The sequence below is a fragment of the Pseudomonas sp. NFACC45 genome, from assembly GCF_900113505.1.
GTDB classification, from domain to species: domain Bacteria; phylum Pseudomonadota; class Gammaproteobacteria; order Pseudomonadales; family Pseudomonadaceae; genus Aquipseudomonas; species Aquipseudomonas tehranensis.
In genome coordinates, this window is the sequence record NZ_FOPO01000004.1 from 58991 (window position 1) to 74729 (window position 15739).

Here is a 15739-nt window from a genome sequence, read left to right on the forward strand (position 1 = left end):
GGGCCCGCGCAGCGTTGCCTCTGCCTTCACTCCCCCGGCTTGATTGCCCATACGCTGCAAGGTGCCCGTTGCAGCACCTGCTCGGCGGTACTTCCCAGGTGCTTGTCCAAACCTCGATGCTGTGTCGTACCCATGACAATGACGTCGCATTGATGATCGGTGGCGAAGGTGCAGATGCTGCTCAGCGGCGCACCTTCGATGAAGTGACGCTGCTGCGGCGGGACGCCGTGACGCTCGGCCAGGGATTCAAACACTTCATGCTGCGCCTGCCCCAATGCTTCATAGAGCCCGGTGGCCAGCGGCAGCGCCCCCATGCCCATATCGGCGGCGTACACCGCCGTCCAGTCGAAGGCATGCAGCAACTCAACCTGGGCGTTGCATTGTTCGGCCAATTTCACGGCGGCACCAACGATCCGGTCGTTGAACACCAGGTCCTGCTCCTCGCTGCGCAGCACATCGACGATCGCCAGAACCTGCCGCGGCCGCGGATGACGCGCATCGGTGACCAGGTGCACCGGCACCGGACAGTCCCGCAGCAGGCGCCAGTCCATGGGCGTGAAGAAAATCCGCTTCATCACCGGTTCAGGCTCGGCGTCCTTGATGAGCAGCGCCAATGGCATCTCTTTGACGTACTGCTGCAAGGCCTGATAAGCGTCTTTGCCCCAGACCACCTCGCTCGTCGCCTCCACCCCATGGCGGCGCGCCAGCTCAGCCTGTTGCCATAACCAGTGCCGGTGCGTTTCCAGATACCCGTCGCGGGCCTTCTTGACCTGCTCTGGCGCAAAAAGACCGGCCACCGACAGCACCTCCAGATAGTCGATGGCGACGATGTGCAGGGGTAAATCCAACGCCAAGGCCAGTTCGGTGGCGCGGTCGAACGCAGGCGAACGGGTCATGGCATCGGGTGCCAATAACAACAAACGTTGGGTCTGGGACATGGAACACCTCGGCACGGGGCGGCAGCCACCTAAGGGAGTGAGGGTTCCAGAATGAACGCATGCCGCGGGCGGGACTTGATCTTCATCAAACTGCCACCACACAGGCTCACAGATTCGGGAGCAGAACACCGGCCCACATCGCCAGTGTCACCAGCACTTGGCCAGGAATGACATACCCGGCGAAACGCCTTCCGCCACTGAGCCAGGCCACTGCGCATTTACTCAGGGAGTTGCTGCTCATCGCCACCAGGACCGGTACGGCGATGCCCTCCAGGGGCAACATCCCGGACTTCGCCAAGGAGGCAACGGAAGCAATCGAGGCATGCGCGTCAACCAGCCCGCTGAACATCGCGGTGACGGTTACGCCGGCTTGCCCGAACTCGGCAAGCATCGCCGACGACAGGACCGTGATACCGGCCATCGCCAGGACTACCGTCAAGGCCAGTTTGAGGTTGAAGGCCCCGCCTCGCTTGATGGGTTCATCCGCCCGAGCCCTCGGGCGCGGAAACATCAGCACCCCGGCGTAGATCAATGTTGTCAGCAGGCCGCAGAGCAGCGGGCCCCACATCCAGAGTAACAGGGCCGGTTCGACGGCACCGAGGATCAGCCCCATTTGCGCCACTGTCGCCAGATTGGATAGCACGGCAGCGGCGCTCAGCACCTTGAGATTGGCCGGCTCTTTCGCGGCGATGTTACCCATGGTCGCGACGGTCAGCGTGGCCGAGGCGAAACCCGAGGCAACCGCGCTGAGGGCGTAACCGTAGTGAGTGCCGAGGGTCCGCACCGCAACATGCCCCAGCGCGCCCACAGCCATCAACATGACCGTCAACATACAGATGGTGCGCAGGTTGATCGCATCGTAAGGCCCGAGGAAACGATCCGGCACCAGCGGCAGCACCACCAGCGCGGCGATCAACAACACTAGCCCGTCACGCATTTCGGCTGCGGTCAATTGATTGCGGGCAAAGTGGTGCAGCGCCTGGCGGCTGGCGAGCAGACCGGCCATCACCACCCCAATCGCGATCGCAAGGGCCGGGGCGGTCATGCAGAGCGCCCCCAACGCCAGCGCCGCGAATAACGCCACTTCGCTGGTGATGCCGGGGTCCTGGTCGAGGTTTTTCCAATAGGCCACCGTCACCAGGGCCCCCAGCGCCAGCGCCACGAACCCCAGTAACAAGACCCCGCCAGCCTGCGCCGTGACATACCCCAGCAATGAAGTAATGGCAAAGGTCCGCAGACCGGCAAAATCGCGTCTGGCGCCCTCGCCTTTGCGTCGCTCGCGCTCTAACCCGATCAACAGGCCGATTCCAAGCGCGGCGGCGGCATTGGCAAAGCCCAGGGTCTCGGTCATGGCGGCGGTTCTATACTGAGGGTTGCGGTTGTATTTGGGTCCAGGGTAGTCCCTGGCCGGATTCATGATCAAACATAGCGCTATTGCCCGGCGTCGTGCGCATTGATACCACGCTTCTGGCGTGGGTTTGATGCAAATCAACTTGCCGGCGCTCGATGCGATCATGATCAAAGCCTGATACCACGCCGCGCGAACATTCGCCCGGTGCCAACACGCCAATGCTCGGGAGGTTTGTCATGTCCACGCAATCACGTTTGATGCTGGTCGTCTCGCCGCTGATGGAACACAGCCCGGCCTTCGACCGGGCTGCGGCGCTGGCCAAGGCCGAAGGCGCCGCGCTGCATATCGTGGCCTTCGACTACCTCGAAGGCCTGGCCACCGCCAACCTGGTCAATGAACAGGCACTGGAGCAGATGCGCCTGGGTTACGTTGAACGCCATCGCCACTGGCTGGAAGAGCAGGCCAGGCCACTGCGCAAGCTCGGCATCGAAGTCACGACCGAAGTGACGTGGGTCGAGCGGCCCTTGCAGGAAATCCTGATCCACCTCAAAGAGCAGCCGATGGACGCGCTGATCAAGACGGTGGAGCATGAATCCTGGTTCTCGCGCCTGATGTTCACGCCGCTGGATGTACATCTTCTGCGCGAAAGTGACGTACCGCTGCACTTCGTCAACAAAGTCATTCATGCCCGGCCGCGCAAGATTCTCGCTGCTATTGACCCGTTTCATCTCGATGGGCGCTACGAAGGCCTCAACGACCGGATCCTGAGCGAAGCCAACAAACTGGCCTCCTCCTGCGACGCGAGCCTGGAAGTCATCTACGCCTATGACCTGTCGTCCATCACCGCCTCGGAATACGGGTTCGGCAGTGGCTCGATGTTCTTCTCCTCGACCCTGGCCCGGCAGCTTTACGAATCCCAGGGCGCAGCCTTCGATGCGCTGGCCGAGCGCAACGGCATCGCACCGGAACAACGGCGCATGATCATGGGCGACCCGGCCAAGGTGCTGGCCAGCTACGCTGCATCCCATGACATTGATGTCATTGTCATGGGGCGCGTGCATTACACGGGATTGGACAAGCTGATCGGCAGCACCGTGGAAGGGCTGATGTACAAAATGCCGTGTAGTCTGTGGGTGATTGCACCGCAGAAGATGGATTGACAGGAACGAGCACAGGGAAGATGGACGGATGAACCGACCGAGCAACGCATCGACTGAGCAAAATCCGACTCCCGTGGATGCCGAGGCTTGGTACACGTTACCTGCGCAGCAGGTGCTCAAGCGGCTTGAGGTCAATGAACACACCGGGCTCAACGACGCCGAAGTTCAAGCCCGGCTCGCGCGCACAGGCCTCAATCGCTTGCCGGAATCGGCCCGGCGACCGGCGTGGCTGCGGTTTCTGTTGCAGTTTCACAACATCCTGATTTATGTGCTGCTGTGCTCTGCGGCGATCACCGCGCTGCTGCAACACCTTTGGGATACGGTGGTCATTCTGGCGGTGGTGGTGGCCAACGCCGTGATTGGTTATGTCCAGGAAGGCAAAGCGGAAAAAGCCATGGACGCGATCCGGCAGATGCTCGCACCGCATGCAGCCGTGATGCGTGCCGGCCAACGTTTAAGTGTTGCAGGTGAGGAGTTGGTTCCGGGCGATATTGTGTTACTGGAGGCCGGTGACAAAGTCCCCGCGGACCTGCGTCTGCTGCACGCCAACAGGCTGCAGATCCAGGAAGCCATCCTCACCGGTGAGTCCGCCCCCGTCGAAAAACACATTGAACCTGTGCGCCTTGGAGCGGCCCTGGGTGATCGTGCCTGCATGGCCTTCAGTGGCACCCTGGTGACCTGCGGACAGGCCACCGGGGTCGTCGTGGCCACCGCAACGGCGGCCGAGATCGGGCGCATCAGCAATCTGTTGTCAGAAGTCGAGACACTGACCACTCCGTTGGTCCAGCAAATGAACGTCTTCGCGCGCTGGCTGACGATTCTGATTCTGCTCGTTGCGGGGCTGTTACTGGTTTACGGTCATTTTGTCGGCCATTACGCATTCAACGAGATCTTCATGGTGGTGGTGGGCATGTCGGTCGCTGCCATCCCCGAAGGACTGCCCGCCGTACTCACCATTACCCTGGCGGTTGGGGTTCGCGCGATGGCCCGGCGCAACGCTATCGTGCGTCGCCTGCCTGCCATTGAAACGCTGGGCTCGGTTTCGGTCATCTGCACGGACAAGACCGGTACCCTCACCCGCAACGAAATGATGGTCGCCTCGGTCGTCACCAGTGATCTCACCTTCACGGTCGACGGTGCCGGTTATCAACCGTCGGGCAACATGAACCTGGCCGACCAGTTGATTGACACCTCCAACCACCCCACGTTAGCCGAACTGGGACGCGCCGCCTCGCTCTGCAATGATGCGGTGTTGAGACAGCACGAAGCCACCTGGAAGGTCGAGGGCGATCCCATGGAGGGCGCACTGCTGGCGTTTTCCGTGAAGGCCGGGATCGATGGTGAAGAAGAGCGACACACCTGGCCCCGCACCGACGCGATTCCGTTTGACGCCAAACACCGCTTCATGGCGACGCTGCACCACAACCATGAGCGACAGGCGTCCATCTATGTAAAAGGTGCACCGGAACAGATCCTGGCCATGTGCGCGCAACAGCGTGGCAGCAGCGGCGCCACAGAGCCGCTCAATGCTGACTATTGGCACCAACAGGCAAACGCCATTGCCAGCAAAGGTCAGCGCGTGCTGGCGTTTGCCAGCCGGCCTGTGCCGTCCGAGCACACCGTGCTGGAGTTTGGCGACGTGCAGGGTTCGCTGACCCTGCTTGGCATGACGGGCATGATTGACCCGCCTCGCCCTGAAACGATCCAGGCGGTCCAGCAATGCCAGGCGGCCGGTATCGCAGTCAAGATGATCACCGGCGATCACTTCGGCACCGCCGCCGCCATCGGCGCGCAAATCGGTCTGCAAAATCCCGACAAGGTGCTGACCGGCGTCGACCTGGACGCGATGAACGACGCCACGCTCAAAGAAGCGCTCAAGGACGTGAACATCTTCGCCCGCACCAGCCCCGAACATAAGCTGCGGCTGGTGATGTTGCTGCAATCCAATGGCATGACCGTGGCCATGACCGGCGATGGCGTCAACGATGCGCCCGCGCTCAAACGCGCCGACGCTGGCATCGCCATGGGTGACAAAGGCAGTGAAGCGGCAAAAGAGGCGGCAGACCTGGTGCTGGCCGATGATAACTTTGCCTCTATCGTGGCTGCGGTGCGTGAAGGCCGGACGGTCTACGACAACATCAAGAAGGTGTTGAGCTGGACGTTGCCCACCAACGCGGGCGAAACCATGACCATTATTGTCGCGCTGCTGTTTGGCTTCACCCTGCCGGTAACACCGATCCAGATCTTGTGGATCAACCTGATTACCGCGATCACGCTGGGGATCGCCCTGGCGTTCGAACCGACCGAAGAAAACACCATGCGCCGGCCGCCGCGCTCAAGGCACGAGCCGTTGATAAGCGGCGCCTTGATCTGGCACATGGTGCTGGTTTCGATCCTGTTTCTTTGCGGCGTCTACGGCATTTTTACCTACGCACTGGATCGGGGTTACCCGGTGGAGTTGGCCCGCACGATCGCCGTCAACACGCTGGTGGTGATGGAAATATTCCACCTGTTCTTCATACGCAATCTTTACGGCACGTCACTCACCTGGAAGGCCGTCAGAGGTACAAAAGTCGTGTGGCTGACCGTCGCAGTGGTAACCTTCGCCCAGTTCGCCATCACCTACGCGCCTCCCCTGCAAAGGGTGTTTGCCACGCAAGCGATTCCCTTTATGGATGGGCTATTGATTATCGCTGTGGGCGTCGCGCTCTTTGCAATCATCGAAACGGAAAAACAGATTCGGCTACGGTTGACCGACCCCAGGAGCGCTACGCTCCTAGTGGGACAGCGCCCGAAGTCATGACACTGAAAGAGGATACGCAAAATGCATAAAGTATTGGTCGCAGTCGATGGTTCAGAGCACTCCGAACGTGTAGTGCATTACCTCATTGGGCTGATCCAGAACGGCGGACTATTGGGAGGCAGCGTGGAGGTACATCTGGTGAATGTTCAGTCATTTTTACCCACTCGCATCGCGCAAACCATGAGCAAGGATGAACTTGACGATTACTACGACGGCAAGAGTGCCGAAGATGCGCAAAAGGCAATCGCGCTTCTGAAGCAGCAAGGCATCGCCTTCACCTTCCATACGTTGCACGGCGACGCGGCCACCAGAATCGTGGCGTGCTCCAAATCCCTGGGGTGCGACAGCATCATCCTGGGTTCGCACGGCAGTGGTTTTCTCGAAGGCATCTTCCTGGGCTCTGTCGCGGCCAAAGTCATCCAGCTGTCCAGTATCCCGATTACCTTGGTCAAATAACCGAGGGTGAGTTGCTTTCGATCATCACGGACAAAACATGAACGGCGCAGGAAAAAACTACTGTCGCCGTTCTATGTGGCTTTATCGAGCGCGCAACTTGCGCTCACCGCCCGAACATCAGCCAGCCCACCAACGCCAGGGTCGCACTGCAGGTCCAGCCTGAAAACAGCCAGCGCCAGACCCTCATCCGCGGAATAAAACCCACACCCCTGACGAAAGCCACACTCATCGCTGCGAATAAAGCGACCGCCAATGCGTGATCAGCGTTTCCCTCCGGAGTTGCCATCAGCGGCGGGTACAACGTGCAGGCAAGCATGATCGCGAGGGCAATCATCAGACTCGCCAGGTGAATACGTGAAGACGGCTGGGCATCCGAGCGTTGCTGAGTCATCGCTGTTGCTCGTCATTGTCACTCAAGGCCCGACTCGCTTCGTTCTCACCCCACAGTGCATTCAATATCGCCAGCAACAGCGCAAAGCCGACGCCCAACATCCAGGCGAAATACCACATATCGTTTACTCCTTTGCCGGCACTAGTAAGCTGAATGTTCGTTGGCTTTGATCTGGGCGACGGTGACTTTGCCGCTCATGACGCGATACGCCCAGGAGGTATACATCACGATCAGGGGCATGAAGATCAGCGTGGCCCAGAACATGATGGCCAGGCTCAGGTGGCTGGAGACGCTGTCCCACACAGTCAGGCTGGCTGCGGGCATCGTTGATGAAGGCATGATGAAGGGGAACATTGAGACGCCCGCCGTGCTGATCACGCCAATCACCGCCAGCGATGAGGCGACAAACGCTGACAGTGTGCGGCGCACCATCAACAACAGGGCGGCACCGGCGGCCCCGCCCAATCCAAGGGCGGGCAGCAGCCAAAGCAATGGATAGCGCTCGTAGTTGGTCATCCAGGCGCCAGGCTCACGCACCACGGTCTTGCTGAGAATGTCCGGCAGCGCCGCGGTATCAATGAGCGAGGTAATGCGATAACCGTCAATCCATTGCAGCCAGATGCCGGCGACGATGAATGAGCACACCAGCACGATTGCCGCCGCCACTGCACCCTTTACCGCCCGGGACTGGATAGCCCCCTCCGTGCGATGGGCCAGATAAGTGCCGCCCTGCAAGGTGATCATTGCACTGCTCACAACGCCGGACAGCAGCGCGAAAGGATTGAGCAGTTGCCAGAAGCTGCCGGTGTAGGTGGACACCAGATAGTCATTGAAGTGAAACGGCACGCCCAGCAGCAAGTTTCCAAACGCAATCCCGAATACCAGCGGAGGCACCGCCCCGCCGACAAAAAGCCCCCAATCCCAGGTGCTGCGCCAGGTGGCGTTGTGGATCTTGCTACGGTAGTCAAACCCCACCGGGCGGAAGAACAACGCCCAGAGCACCAGGATCATCGCCCAGTAGAATCCACTGAAAGCCGTGGCGTAGACCACAGGCCACGCCGCGAACAAGGCGCCGCCGGCGGTAATGAACCAGACCTGATTGCCATCCCAGTGCGGCCCGACGGTATTGATGACAACACGCCGCTCCAGGTCGTTGCGGCCAACGAATGGCAGCAGCGTGCCGACGCCCATGTCATGACCGTCCATGATCGCAAAGCCGATCAGCAGGACGCCGACCAACGCCCACCAGATTATTTTCAAGGTGAAGTAATCAAGCATGGTGAAGCTCCTTCAGATGGGCGTCGTGAACATAACGGCCTGTACCGAGGCTGCCAGGCCCCTGGCGGGCGAACTTGACCATCAGGAACATCTCCACCACCAGCAACACGGTGTAGAACACGATGAACCCGGCCAGCGAGCCATACAGGTTATTCACGCTGAGCGTGGACACGCTCATGTGGGTCGGCAGTACGCCGTAGATAGTCCAGGGCTGGCGGCCATATTCAGCAACGAACCAACCCAGTTCACAGGCGATCCACGGCGCCGGCAGCATGTAAAGTGCCCAGCGCAGCAAGCCGCGATGGTGGGTGCGGCCCGACTTCAGCGTGCTCCAGAAGGCCAGTGCAAAGAGCATCAACATCGCAAAACCCAGGCCGACCATGATCCGGAACGCCCAAAACATCGGCGTCACGCGTGGAACGGTATCGTTCACTGCGGTTTCGATCATGGCCGGCGTGGCCTGGTTGACGTCCTCGACATAGCGTTTAAGCAGCAGCCCGAACCCCAAGTCAGCTTTGTATTCTTCGAACGTCTTGAACGCCGCCGAATCGTTACGATTGGCTCGCAGTGCTTCCAGCGCATTGACGGCGGTAATACCGCGGATGATGCGAGCGCGGTTTTTTTCCTTGATTTCATGAATGCCGGGAATCTGCTTGCTGACCGAACGAGTACCAATCAGGCCCATCACCCATGGCACCTCGATCTCCCAGTTATTTCGCGATTGAGCTTCATCGATGCTCGCGATCAACGTCAGGCCAGCCGGCGCCGGCTTTGTTTCCCACATGGCTTCCATGGCCGCCAGTTTGGTCTGCTGCGCTTCTCCCACCGTGTAACCGGACTCATCGCCCAGGACGATCACGCTGAGTACAGACGCCAGACCGAACGCCGCGGCGACCCGAAAGCTCCGTTTGGCAAACTCGACATCGCGATGCTTGAGTAAGTACCAACTGGAGATCGACAGCACAAACATCGAACCGGTGACATAGCCAGCCGAAACCGTATGGACAAACTTGGCCTGCGCCACCGGATTGAACACCACCGTCCAGAAATCGACCATTTCCATGCGCATGGTGATGTAGCTGAACTCTGAACCCACCGGGTTCTGCATCCAGCCATTGGCGATCAGGATCCATAGCGCCGACAGGTTTGTGCCGATGGCCATCAGCAGCGTGACCAGCAGGTGATGCTGCCTCTTGAGACGGTCCCAACCAAAAAAGAACAGCCCGATCATGGTCGATTCGAGGAAGAACGCCATCAAGCCTTCGATTGCCAGCGGGGCACCGAAAATGTCACCGACATAGTGCGAGTAGTAGGCCCAGTTGGTACCGAACTGAAATTCCAGGGTAATCCCCGTGGTCACTCCCAGTGCGAAGTTGATGCCAAACAGCTTGCCCCAGAAACGCGTCATGTCTTTCCAGATGACATTCCTGGTCATCACATAGACGCTTTCCATGATGACCAGCAGCCACACCATGCCAACGGTGAGCGGTACGAAAAGGAAGTGATAAAGCGCCGTGGCGGCGAATTGCAGCCGCGACAAATCCACCAGTTGTTCTGAGATCACTTGCTTGCCCCTTGAGCCGAGGTGGGTACACCGAAACGGTTGCCGACCGCGTTGGAATCGACGCTGACGTGGAAATCCTCAATGAATAACCACCACAGCACTGCCAGCACGAGCAGCTTGATGAGCACTGCTGTGAGCAGATGACGGCGCAGTCGTTTGTCTGAAATAGTCATGTCGGTGCAGTTAGCACGCGCCATGCCAAGGCTCAGGAACAGATTTTTATCGTTTAATAACAGCTGCTTAGGAACGCATCCTAGCGAAGATGGAATGGCGTGGCAGACTCAGGCGCTGCCAATCTGCCATGACGGCAGTGATTGGCAGTCCGGTGTCATAGCGGGTGATCAGGCCAGACCCTGCTCTTTCAACCGCCGGTACAAAGTACGTTCGCTGATACCCAAGTGCCTGGCCAGCTCACTGCGGGTGCCTTTGAACGCTGCCAGACTGTGGGCCAGCGACTGGCCGTCAGAAACAGCCGGGGCAGCCAGTCGTTGGACCATGGCATCGGCGGGCTGGGGTAAATGCACGGAGTGTATGACCCCGTCATCGGCAAACAGACTGGCTCTTTCCAGCACATTGCGAAGCTCGCGGATATTGCCCGGCCAGCAATAGCGCTGCAGTTGCATCAAGGCCTCGGCGTCGATGGTCAGCCGGCGCTTGCTGGTGCCGGAACGTTGCAATAACGAATTCACCAACAACGCGATGTCCTCCACGCGATGGCGCAGAGGCGGTAAATGAATGGGGAATACGCTGATGCGGTAATACAGGTCTTGCCTGAACTCACCCTTGGCCATCATCTGTTCCAAGGGTTTATGGGTGGCGGCCACCAAGCGGAAATTGGCATGCAGGCTTTCCACGCCGCCCACACGACGATAGGTGCCCGACTCAATCAGCCTGAGCAGTTTCACCTGCATGGCCAAGGGAACGTCGCCGATTTCATCGAGAAACAGCGTTCCGCCCTGGGCTGTTTCGACCAGGCCCTGCTTGCGCAGCGTGGCACCGGTGAACGCACCTTTCTCGTGGCCGAACAGTTCGCTCTCAAACAGCGTTTCAGTCAACCCGGAACAGTCCACCACCACAAAGGGGCCGTTGGCCCGCTCACTGGTCTCATGGACCGCGCGCGCAAACAGTTCCTTACCCGTGCCGGACTCGCCCAACAGCAGCACAGGCAACATGGAAGGCGCAACCCGTTGCAGTTCCGACAGCGCGCGGTTGAACGCAGGAGAGCTGCCCACCAGGCCCTCATTGCTGGGCCGCGCCGAGGCGCTGCGTACCAGGGTAAGACGCTCCACATAAGCGGTAATGTCGCCATGGTCATTGAGGATCGGGCGCAGTTCCACGTCGACATGCTCAGGCCCGCGGGGGGTGTGGTGAATGTGCAGGACCCGATCCGGGCCGCGCATTTCCCTGGCCTTCTTCATCGGGCAGTTCTCCCCTGCCTGATCGCAAGGCACATCGTAATGATGGGAAACCCGATAGCACTTATGGCCGATAAAGGGCTTATCGGCACTGCCGAACTGCCGCCGATAAGCGGTGTTCGCCGCCAGGATGTTGTAGTCCGGGTCCAGCACGATCATCGGATGCGGCTCGTGCTCGAGAAACGAAACCAGTGACTGCACCTGATCCGGTGGAGGGATCAAATTGTTCGGGGTCGGCAGGAGAGTGCTCATTGGGGTTCCTGTAGGTTCATCCGCACGCGAGTGACACTGCCACTATGCCAACAAACACTGCCAATGGCAGTTGTTTATTCATCTGCGTGAAAATGCCGCATCCGACCTACAAAATTAAACACAGTAAATTCAATTAGATAGCTGAAAATCCTGACTCAATCGGCCCATGGCAGACTTATTGCTACTTCAGGTTAAACCTGTCGGCAACAAGACCAAGGAGACCGATCATGTCCGCTACATTGCACGTCGAAGGATTTTTCGATCCCGATACCCATACTGTCAGTTATATCGTGCTCGATCAGGCGACCCGTCACTGCGCACTCGTGGACAGCGTACTGGATTACGATCACAAATCCGGCCATACCACGACGCGGTCTGCCGACACGTTGATCGCCCGGGTGGCCGAGCTGGACGCCAAGGTTCAATGGATTCTTGAAACCCATGTCCACGCCGACCACCTCACGGCAGCGCCGTACCTGAAGGAACAGCTGGGAGGCAAGATCGGCATCGGCAGTCGGATCACCACTGTGCAGCAAACCTTTGGCACGTTGTTCAATACCGGTGACGAGATGGCCCAGGATGGTAGTCAGTTCGATCATCTGTTCGTCAATGAATACCCGTTCTCTATCGGCTCGCTGGAGTGCCGCGCGCTGCATACGCCCGGCCACACACCCGCGTGCATGACGTATGTCGTCAGCGACTCCCGGCAAACGGCGGCATTCGTCGGCGACACCCTGTTCATGCCCGACTACGGTACTGCGCGCTGTGATTTTCCAGGCGGCGATGCCCGCACCTTGTTCCGGTCCATCAACAAGGTGTTGAGCCTGCCGGCCGATACGGTGCTGTACATGTGCCACGACTACCAGCCCGACGGTCGCGAGGTGCTGTTCGCCAGTACCGTAGCCGAGCAGCGCGCCGACAACATTCATGTGCGTAATGGCATCAGTGAAGAAGCGTTCGTGGCCATGCGCACCCAGCGTGACAGCACGCTGGAAATGCCCACGCTGATCCTGCCCTCGGTTCAGGTCAACATGCGAGCCGGACACTTCCCTGAGCCGGAATCGAACGGCACACGTTATCTGAAGATCCCGCTCAACGTGCTCTGACGTCCCCTCCCCCTATAAGAAAATCCCATCACGGAGACCACCATGGACATCCGCCACCTTGCGTCAGGCTTAGCGGTATCAGAGCAGATTTTCCCTCACCAGTTGACGGAACTGAAAAACACCGGCTTTCGCGCCATCGTGTGTAATCGCCCGGACGGTGAAGGCAGCGATCAACCCTTGTTTGCCGAGATCAAGCGCGCGGCCGACGCGCTGGGCATTGAGGCTCACTACCTTCCCGCGGAATCGGGCAAGGTCACCGACGAACAAGCCGTTGCCTTCGGCCAGTTATTTGAATCACTGCCAAAACCGGTGTTGGCGTATTGCCGCTCCGGCATGCGCTCGACCACTCTGTGGGCGTTGTCACAAGCGAGCCTGCTGCCGCTGCCGCAGATCGTCGAAGCGGCCAAGGATGCCGGGTTTGACATGAAAGGCGTTATCCGCCGGATTGCGAACAAAGGGCTGACCCCGGTCGAAGTGGCCGAGGCCGAGCATGCGGTGGTCATTATCGGCGGCGGCGCAGCGGGCATTGCGGCGGCGTCGAGTTTATTGGCCAGGGAACCGGGGCTCGACATCGCCATCATTGACCCGGCAGATGTGCATTATTACCAGCCAGGCTGGACGTTGGTCGGTTGCGGTGTCTTCGACGCCCCCCGGACCGCCCACACGATGGGCTCGACCATTCCGCGCGGCGTGCACTGGATCAAAGCCGCCGTGGCTGCTTTTGAACCCGAGAGAAACGCGGTCATTCTCGATGGCTGCAGGGTCGTCAGGTACGCACAGTTGATCGTGTGCCCCGGCCTCAAACTCAACTGGAATGCCATTGAAGGCCTGCCGCAGACATTGGGTCGCAACGGCGTCACATCAAACTACCTGTATCACCTCGCCCCCTATACCTGGGCGTGCGTGCAGCAACTGCGCGGTGGCCGGGCGATCTTCACGCAACCGCCCATGCCGATCAAATGCGCCGGCGCGCCGCAAAAAGCCATGTATCTCTCGGCCGACCACTGGCGACGTGAAGGGGTACTGGGCAACATCAAGATCGATTTCTGCAGTGCCGGTGCCGTGCTGTTCGGGGTGCCCGACTACGTGCCGGCCCTGATGGAGTACATCCGCGCCTATGGCATCGACCTGAACTTCGGCAGCACGCTGACCCGCGTTGACGGGCCCGCGCAAACCGCCACCTTCAGTAGCGTCAAGCCCGATGGCACGCACCAGCTTGTCACCCGCGACTTCGACCTGCTGCATGTGGTGCCCCCACAGATTGCGCCGGACTTTATCCGCGTCAGTCCCCTCGCCGATGCGGCTGGCTGGATTGATGTCGACCCCGGCACGCTGCGCCATAAAACCTGGGCAAATATTCACGCACTGGGCGACGCCACCAACTCCAGCAACGCCAAGACCGCCGCGGCCGCTCGCAAGCAGGCGCCGGTGGTCGCCCATAACGTGCTGGCAGCCATGGGCAAAGCCAAGGGCAACGCCCATTACGACGGTTACGGCTCCTGCCCGCTGACAGTCGAGCGGGGCAAGATCGTCCTGGCGGAGTTCACCTATGGCGGCACCGTCGCCCCCAGCTTCCCATCCTGGCTGATTGACGGGACCCGGCCGTCGAGACTGGCGTGGCTGCTCAAGGAACGGATTCTCCCTCCGTTGTATTGGAAGGGCATGCTCCGCGGGCGTGAGTGGCTGGCAAAACCGGAGTTGGCAGATCAATGAAACCGGACCTCAAGGCAAGGAGAGAGGGATGATCATCATCTTGCTGCTCGGCCTCACCGTGGGTGTGATTCTGGCGCTGACTGGCGCTGGCGGGGGCATACTGGCGGTTCCCCTGCTGGTCTTCGGCGCGGGCCTGGGCATGGCCGAAGCCGGGCCCATCGGCTTGCTGGCGGTGGGTTTGGCCGCGTCCCTGGGCGCGGTGATGGGCCTTAGAAACGGCACCGTACGCTATAAGGCTGCACTGCTGACCGCAGGCGCGGGGATCATCTGCTCTCCACTGGGAATCTGGCTGGCTCAGCGCACGCCCAACCGGCCCTTGACGATCCTGTTTGCCCTTCTATTGCTGTACGTGGCCTTCCGCGCCTTTCAAAAGTCATTGCCCTCGCGCGTCGATGCCAACGCGACGTCGACGCGCAAACCCCCGCCCTGTGTACTGGACGAAAACCGCGGCAAGCTCCATTGGACCGCACCTTGTGCATGGGCGCTGGCGGTCTCTGGCATGGTCGCCGGCGCGCTGTCCGGCTTGCTGGGTGTGGGCGGCGGTTTTGTGATGGTCCCGGCGCTGCAGCGCTACACCAATCTGACCACCCAGTCGGTGCTCGCCACGTCGCTGACAGTCATTGCCCTGGTTTCAATTTCCGGTGTGGTGGCAAGTTCGGCAGCGGGACACTTGCAATGGGCGATTGCCGCGCCTTTCACCCTTGGCGCATTGTTGGGAATGACCGGCGGGCGTTTGCTCGCCGCCAGGCTGCCGGAGCCCAGTCTGCAAAAAGGTTTTGCCATTCTGGCTGCGCTGGTGGCCGTGGCATTGGTGGTAAAGGCCTTGGTTTAAGCGCCTGGTGGAGTATCAACGTGGTTTGCATCGGAGAAATCGCATGAACATCGACTGGCTCAACTTCACGCCCTGGTCGTCCCTTGCCGGCGGTGCATTGATTGGTGTGGCTGCCAGCCTTTTTGTGGTCGCCAATGGACGTATCGCCGGCATCAGCGGGTTGCTCGGCAGCCTGCTGCAGCGTGGTAGCGAGGGGGTCAGCGAGAAGGCCCTGTTTCTGCTGGGACTGCTCGTCGCGCCGCTGGTATGGGGCCTGTTCACCGCGTTGCCGCAGATTGAGTTTCAGAGCGGCTGGAGCGGCCTCACCGTCGCCGGCCTGCTGGTGGGCATCGGCACCCGCTACGGGTCGGGCTGTACCAGCGGCCACGGCGTGTGCGGTATATCGCGCCTTTCCCCGCGCTCGATCGTCGCCACGGCGTGCTTCATGTTCAGCGGTTTCGCCACGGTCTTTGTCCTGCGTCATGTGCTGGGGATCTGAAC

At 60.1% G+C, this 15739-nt stretch carries 15 protein-coding genes; 7 read left to right on the top strand and 8 right to left on the bottom strand.

Annotation, left to right across the window (positions count from 1 at the left end):
- Positions 1-26: 26 nt before the first annotated feature.
- Positions 27-938 carry a universal stress protein gene (locus BM132_RS08350; RefSeq protein WP_092454542.1) on the bottom strand — a complete coding sequence of 304 codons (912 nt, stop codon included), beginning with the start codon at positions 936-938 and terminating at the stop codon, positions 27-29.
- A 106-nt stretch (positions 939-1044) separates the two neighbouring features.
- The gene (locus BM132_RS08355; protein WP_092454544.1) at positions 1045-2289 is read right to left on the bottom strand and encodes an MgtC/SapB family protein; all 1245 of its coding nucleotides are present in this window, start codon (positions 2287-2289) and stop codon (positions 1045-1047) included.
- A 236-nt stretch (positions 2290-2525) separates the two neighbouring features.
- On the opposite strand from BM132_RS08355, the gene BM132_RS08360 reads away from it, so the two are divergent.
- The 3 genes from BM132_RS08360 to BM132_RS08370 are packed head-to-tail and all read left to right on the top strand — an operon-like array spanning position 2526 to position 6708.
- A complete protein-coding gene (locus BM132_RS08360) occupies positions 2526-3449 on the top strand; it encodes a universal stress protein (protein WP_092454546.1) in 924 nt (307 codons plus the stop codon).
- A gap of 28 nt (positions 3450-3477) precedes the next feature.
- A complete protein-coding gene (locus tag BM132_RS08365; RefSeq protein WP_092454548.1) occupies positions 3478-6252 on the top strand; it encodes a cation-transporting P-type ATPase in 2775 nt (924 codons plus the stop codon).
- A gap of 21 nt (positions 6253-6273) precedes the next feature.
- Positions 6274-6708: a universal stress protein gene (locus BM132_RS08370; protein ID WP_092396703.1), complete on the top strand. Its 435-nt coding sequence runs from the start codon at positions 6274-6276 to the stop codon at positions 6706-6708.
- Between the two features lie 103 nt (positions 6709-6811).
- Here BM132_RS08370 and BM132_RS08375 read toward each other — a convergent pair whose 3' ends face one another.
- From BM132_RS08375 to BM132_RS08400, 6 genes are all read right to left on the bottom strand, one after another.
- Positions 6812-7099, bottom strand: a complete 288-nt coding sequence (locus BM132_RS08375) for a cyd operon YbgE family protein (RefSeq protein WP_092454550.1) — start codon at positions 7097-7099, stop codon at positions 6812-6814.
- Entirely contained in the window at positions 7096-7218 is a 123-nt protein-coding gene (cydX, locus tag BM132_RS08380; protein WP_092454552.1) for a cytochrome bd-I oxidase subunit CydX, read from the bottom strand. Before cydX ends, BM132_RS08375 begins: the two co-directional genes overlap by 4 nt.
- 22 nt (positions 7219-7240) lie before the next feature.
- The gene (gene cydB / locus BM132_RS08385; RefSeq protein ID WP_092454554.1) at positions 7241-8377 is read right to left on the bottom strand and encodes a cytochrome d ubiquinol oxidase subunit II; all 1137 of its coding nucleotides are present in this window, start codon (positions 8375-8377) and stop codon (positions 7241-7243) included.
- Positions 8370-9941, bottom strand: coding sequence for a cytochrome ubiquinol oxidase subunit I (locus BM132_RS08390; RefSeq protein ID WP_092454556.1), 1572 nt, complete (start codon positions 9939-9941; stop codon positions 8370-8372). Before BM132_RS08390 ends, cydB begins: the two co-directional genes overlap by 8 nt.
- Positions 9938-10138, bottom strand: a complete 201-nt coding sequence (cydP, locus tag BM132_RS08395; protein ID WP_092454559.1) for a cytochrome oxidase putative small subunit CydP — start codon at positions 10136-10138, stop codon at positions 9938-9940. The genes BM132_RS08390 and cydP overlap by 4 nt, the downstream gene beginning before the upstream one ends.
- Before the next feature lie 144 nt (positions 10139-10282).
- Positions 10283-11608 carry a sigma-54 interaction domain-containing protein gene (locus BM132_RS08400; RefSeq protein WP_092454561.1) on the bottom strand — a complete coding sequence of 442 codons (1326 nt, stop codon included), beginning with the start codon at positions 11606-11608 and terminating at the stop codon, positions 10283-10285.
- 227 nt (positions 11609-11835) lie between these two features.
- On the opposite strand from BM132_RS08400, the gene BM132_RS08405 reads away from it, so the two are divergent.
- The 4 genes from BM132_RS08405 to BM132_RS08420 are packed head-to-tail and all read left to right on the top strand — an operon-like array spanning position 11836 to position 15737.
- Positions 11836-12714 carry an MBL fold metallo-hydrolase gene (locus BM132_RS08405; RefSeq protein WP_092454563.1) on the top strand — a complete coding sequence of 293 codons (879 nt, stop codon included), beginning with the start codon at positions 11836-11838 and terminating at the stop codon, positions 12712-12714.
- A gap of 42 nt (positions 12715-12756) precedes the next feature.
- Positions 12757-14427: a bifunctional protein tyrosine phosphatase family protein/NAD(P)/FAD-dependent oxidoreductase gene (locus BM132_RS08410; RefSeq protein ID WP_092454565.1), complete on the top strand. Its 1671-nt coding sequence runs from the start codon at positions 12757-12759 to the stop codon at positions 14425-14427.
- A gap of 28 nt (positions 14428-14455) precedes the next feature.
- Positions 14456-15259 carry a sulfite exporter TauE/SafE family protein gene (locus tag BM132_RS08415; RefSeq protein ID WP_092454568.1) on the top strand — a complete coding sequence of 268 codons (804 nt, stop codon included), beginning with the start codon at positions 14456-14458 and terminating at the stop codon, positions 15257-15259.
- Positions 15260-15302: 43 nt separating this feature from the next.
- Positions 15303-15737: a YeeE/YedE family protein gene (locus BM132_RS08420; RefSeq protein ID WP_092396679.1), complete on the top strand. Its 435-nt coding sequence runs from the start codon at positions 15303-15305 to the stop codon at positions 15735-15737.
- Positions 15738-15739: the final 2 nt, after the last annotated feature.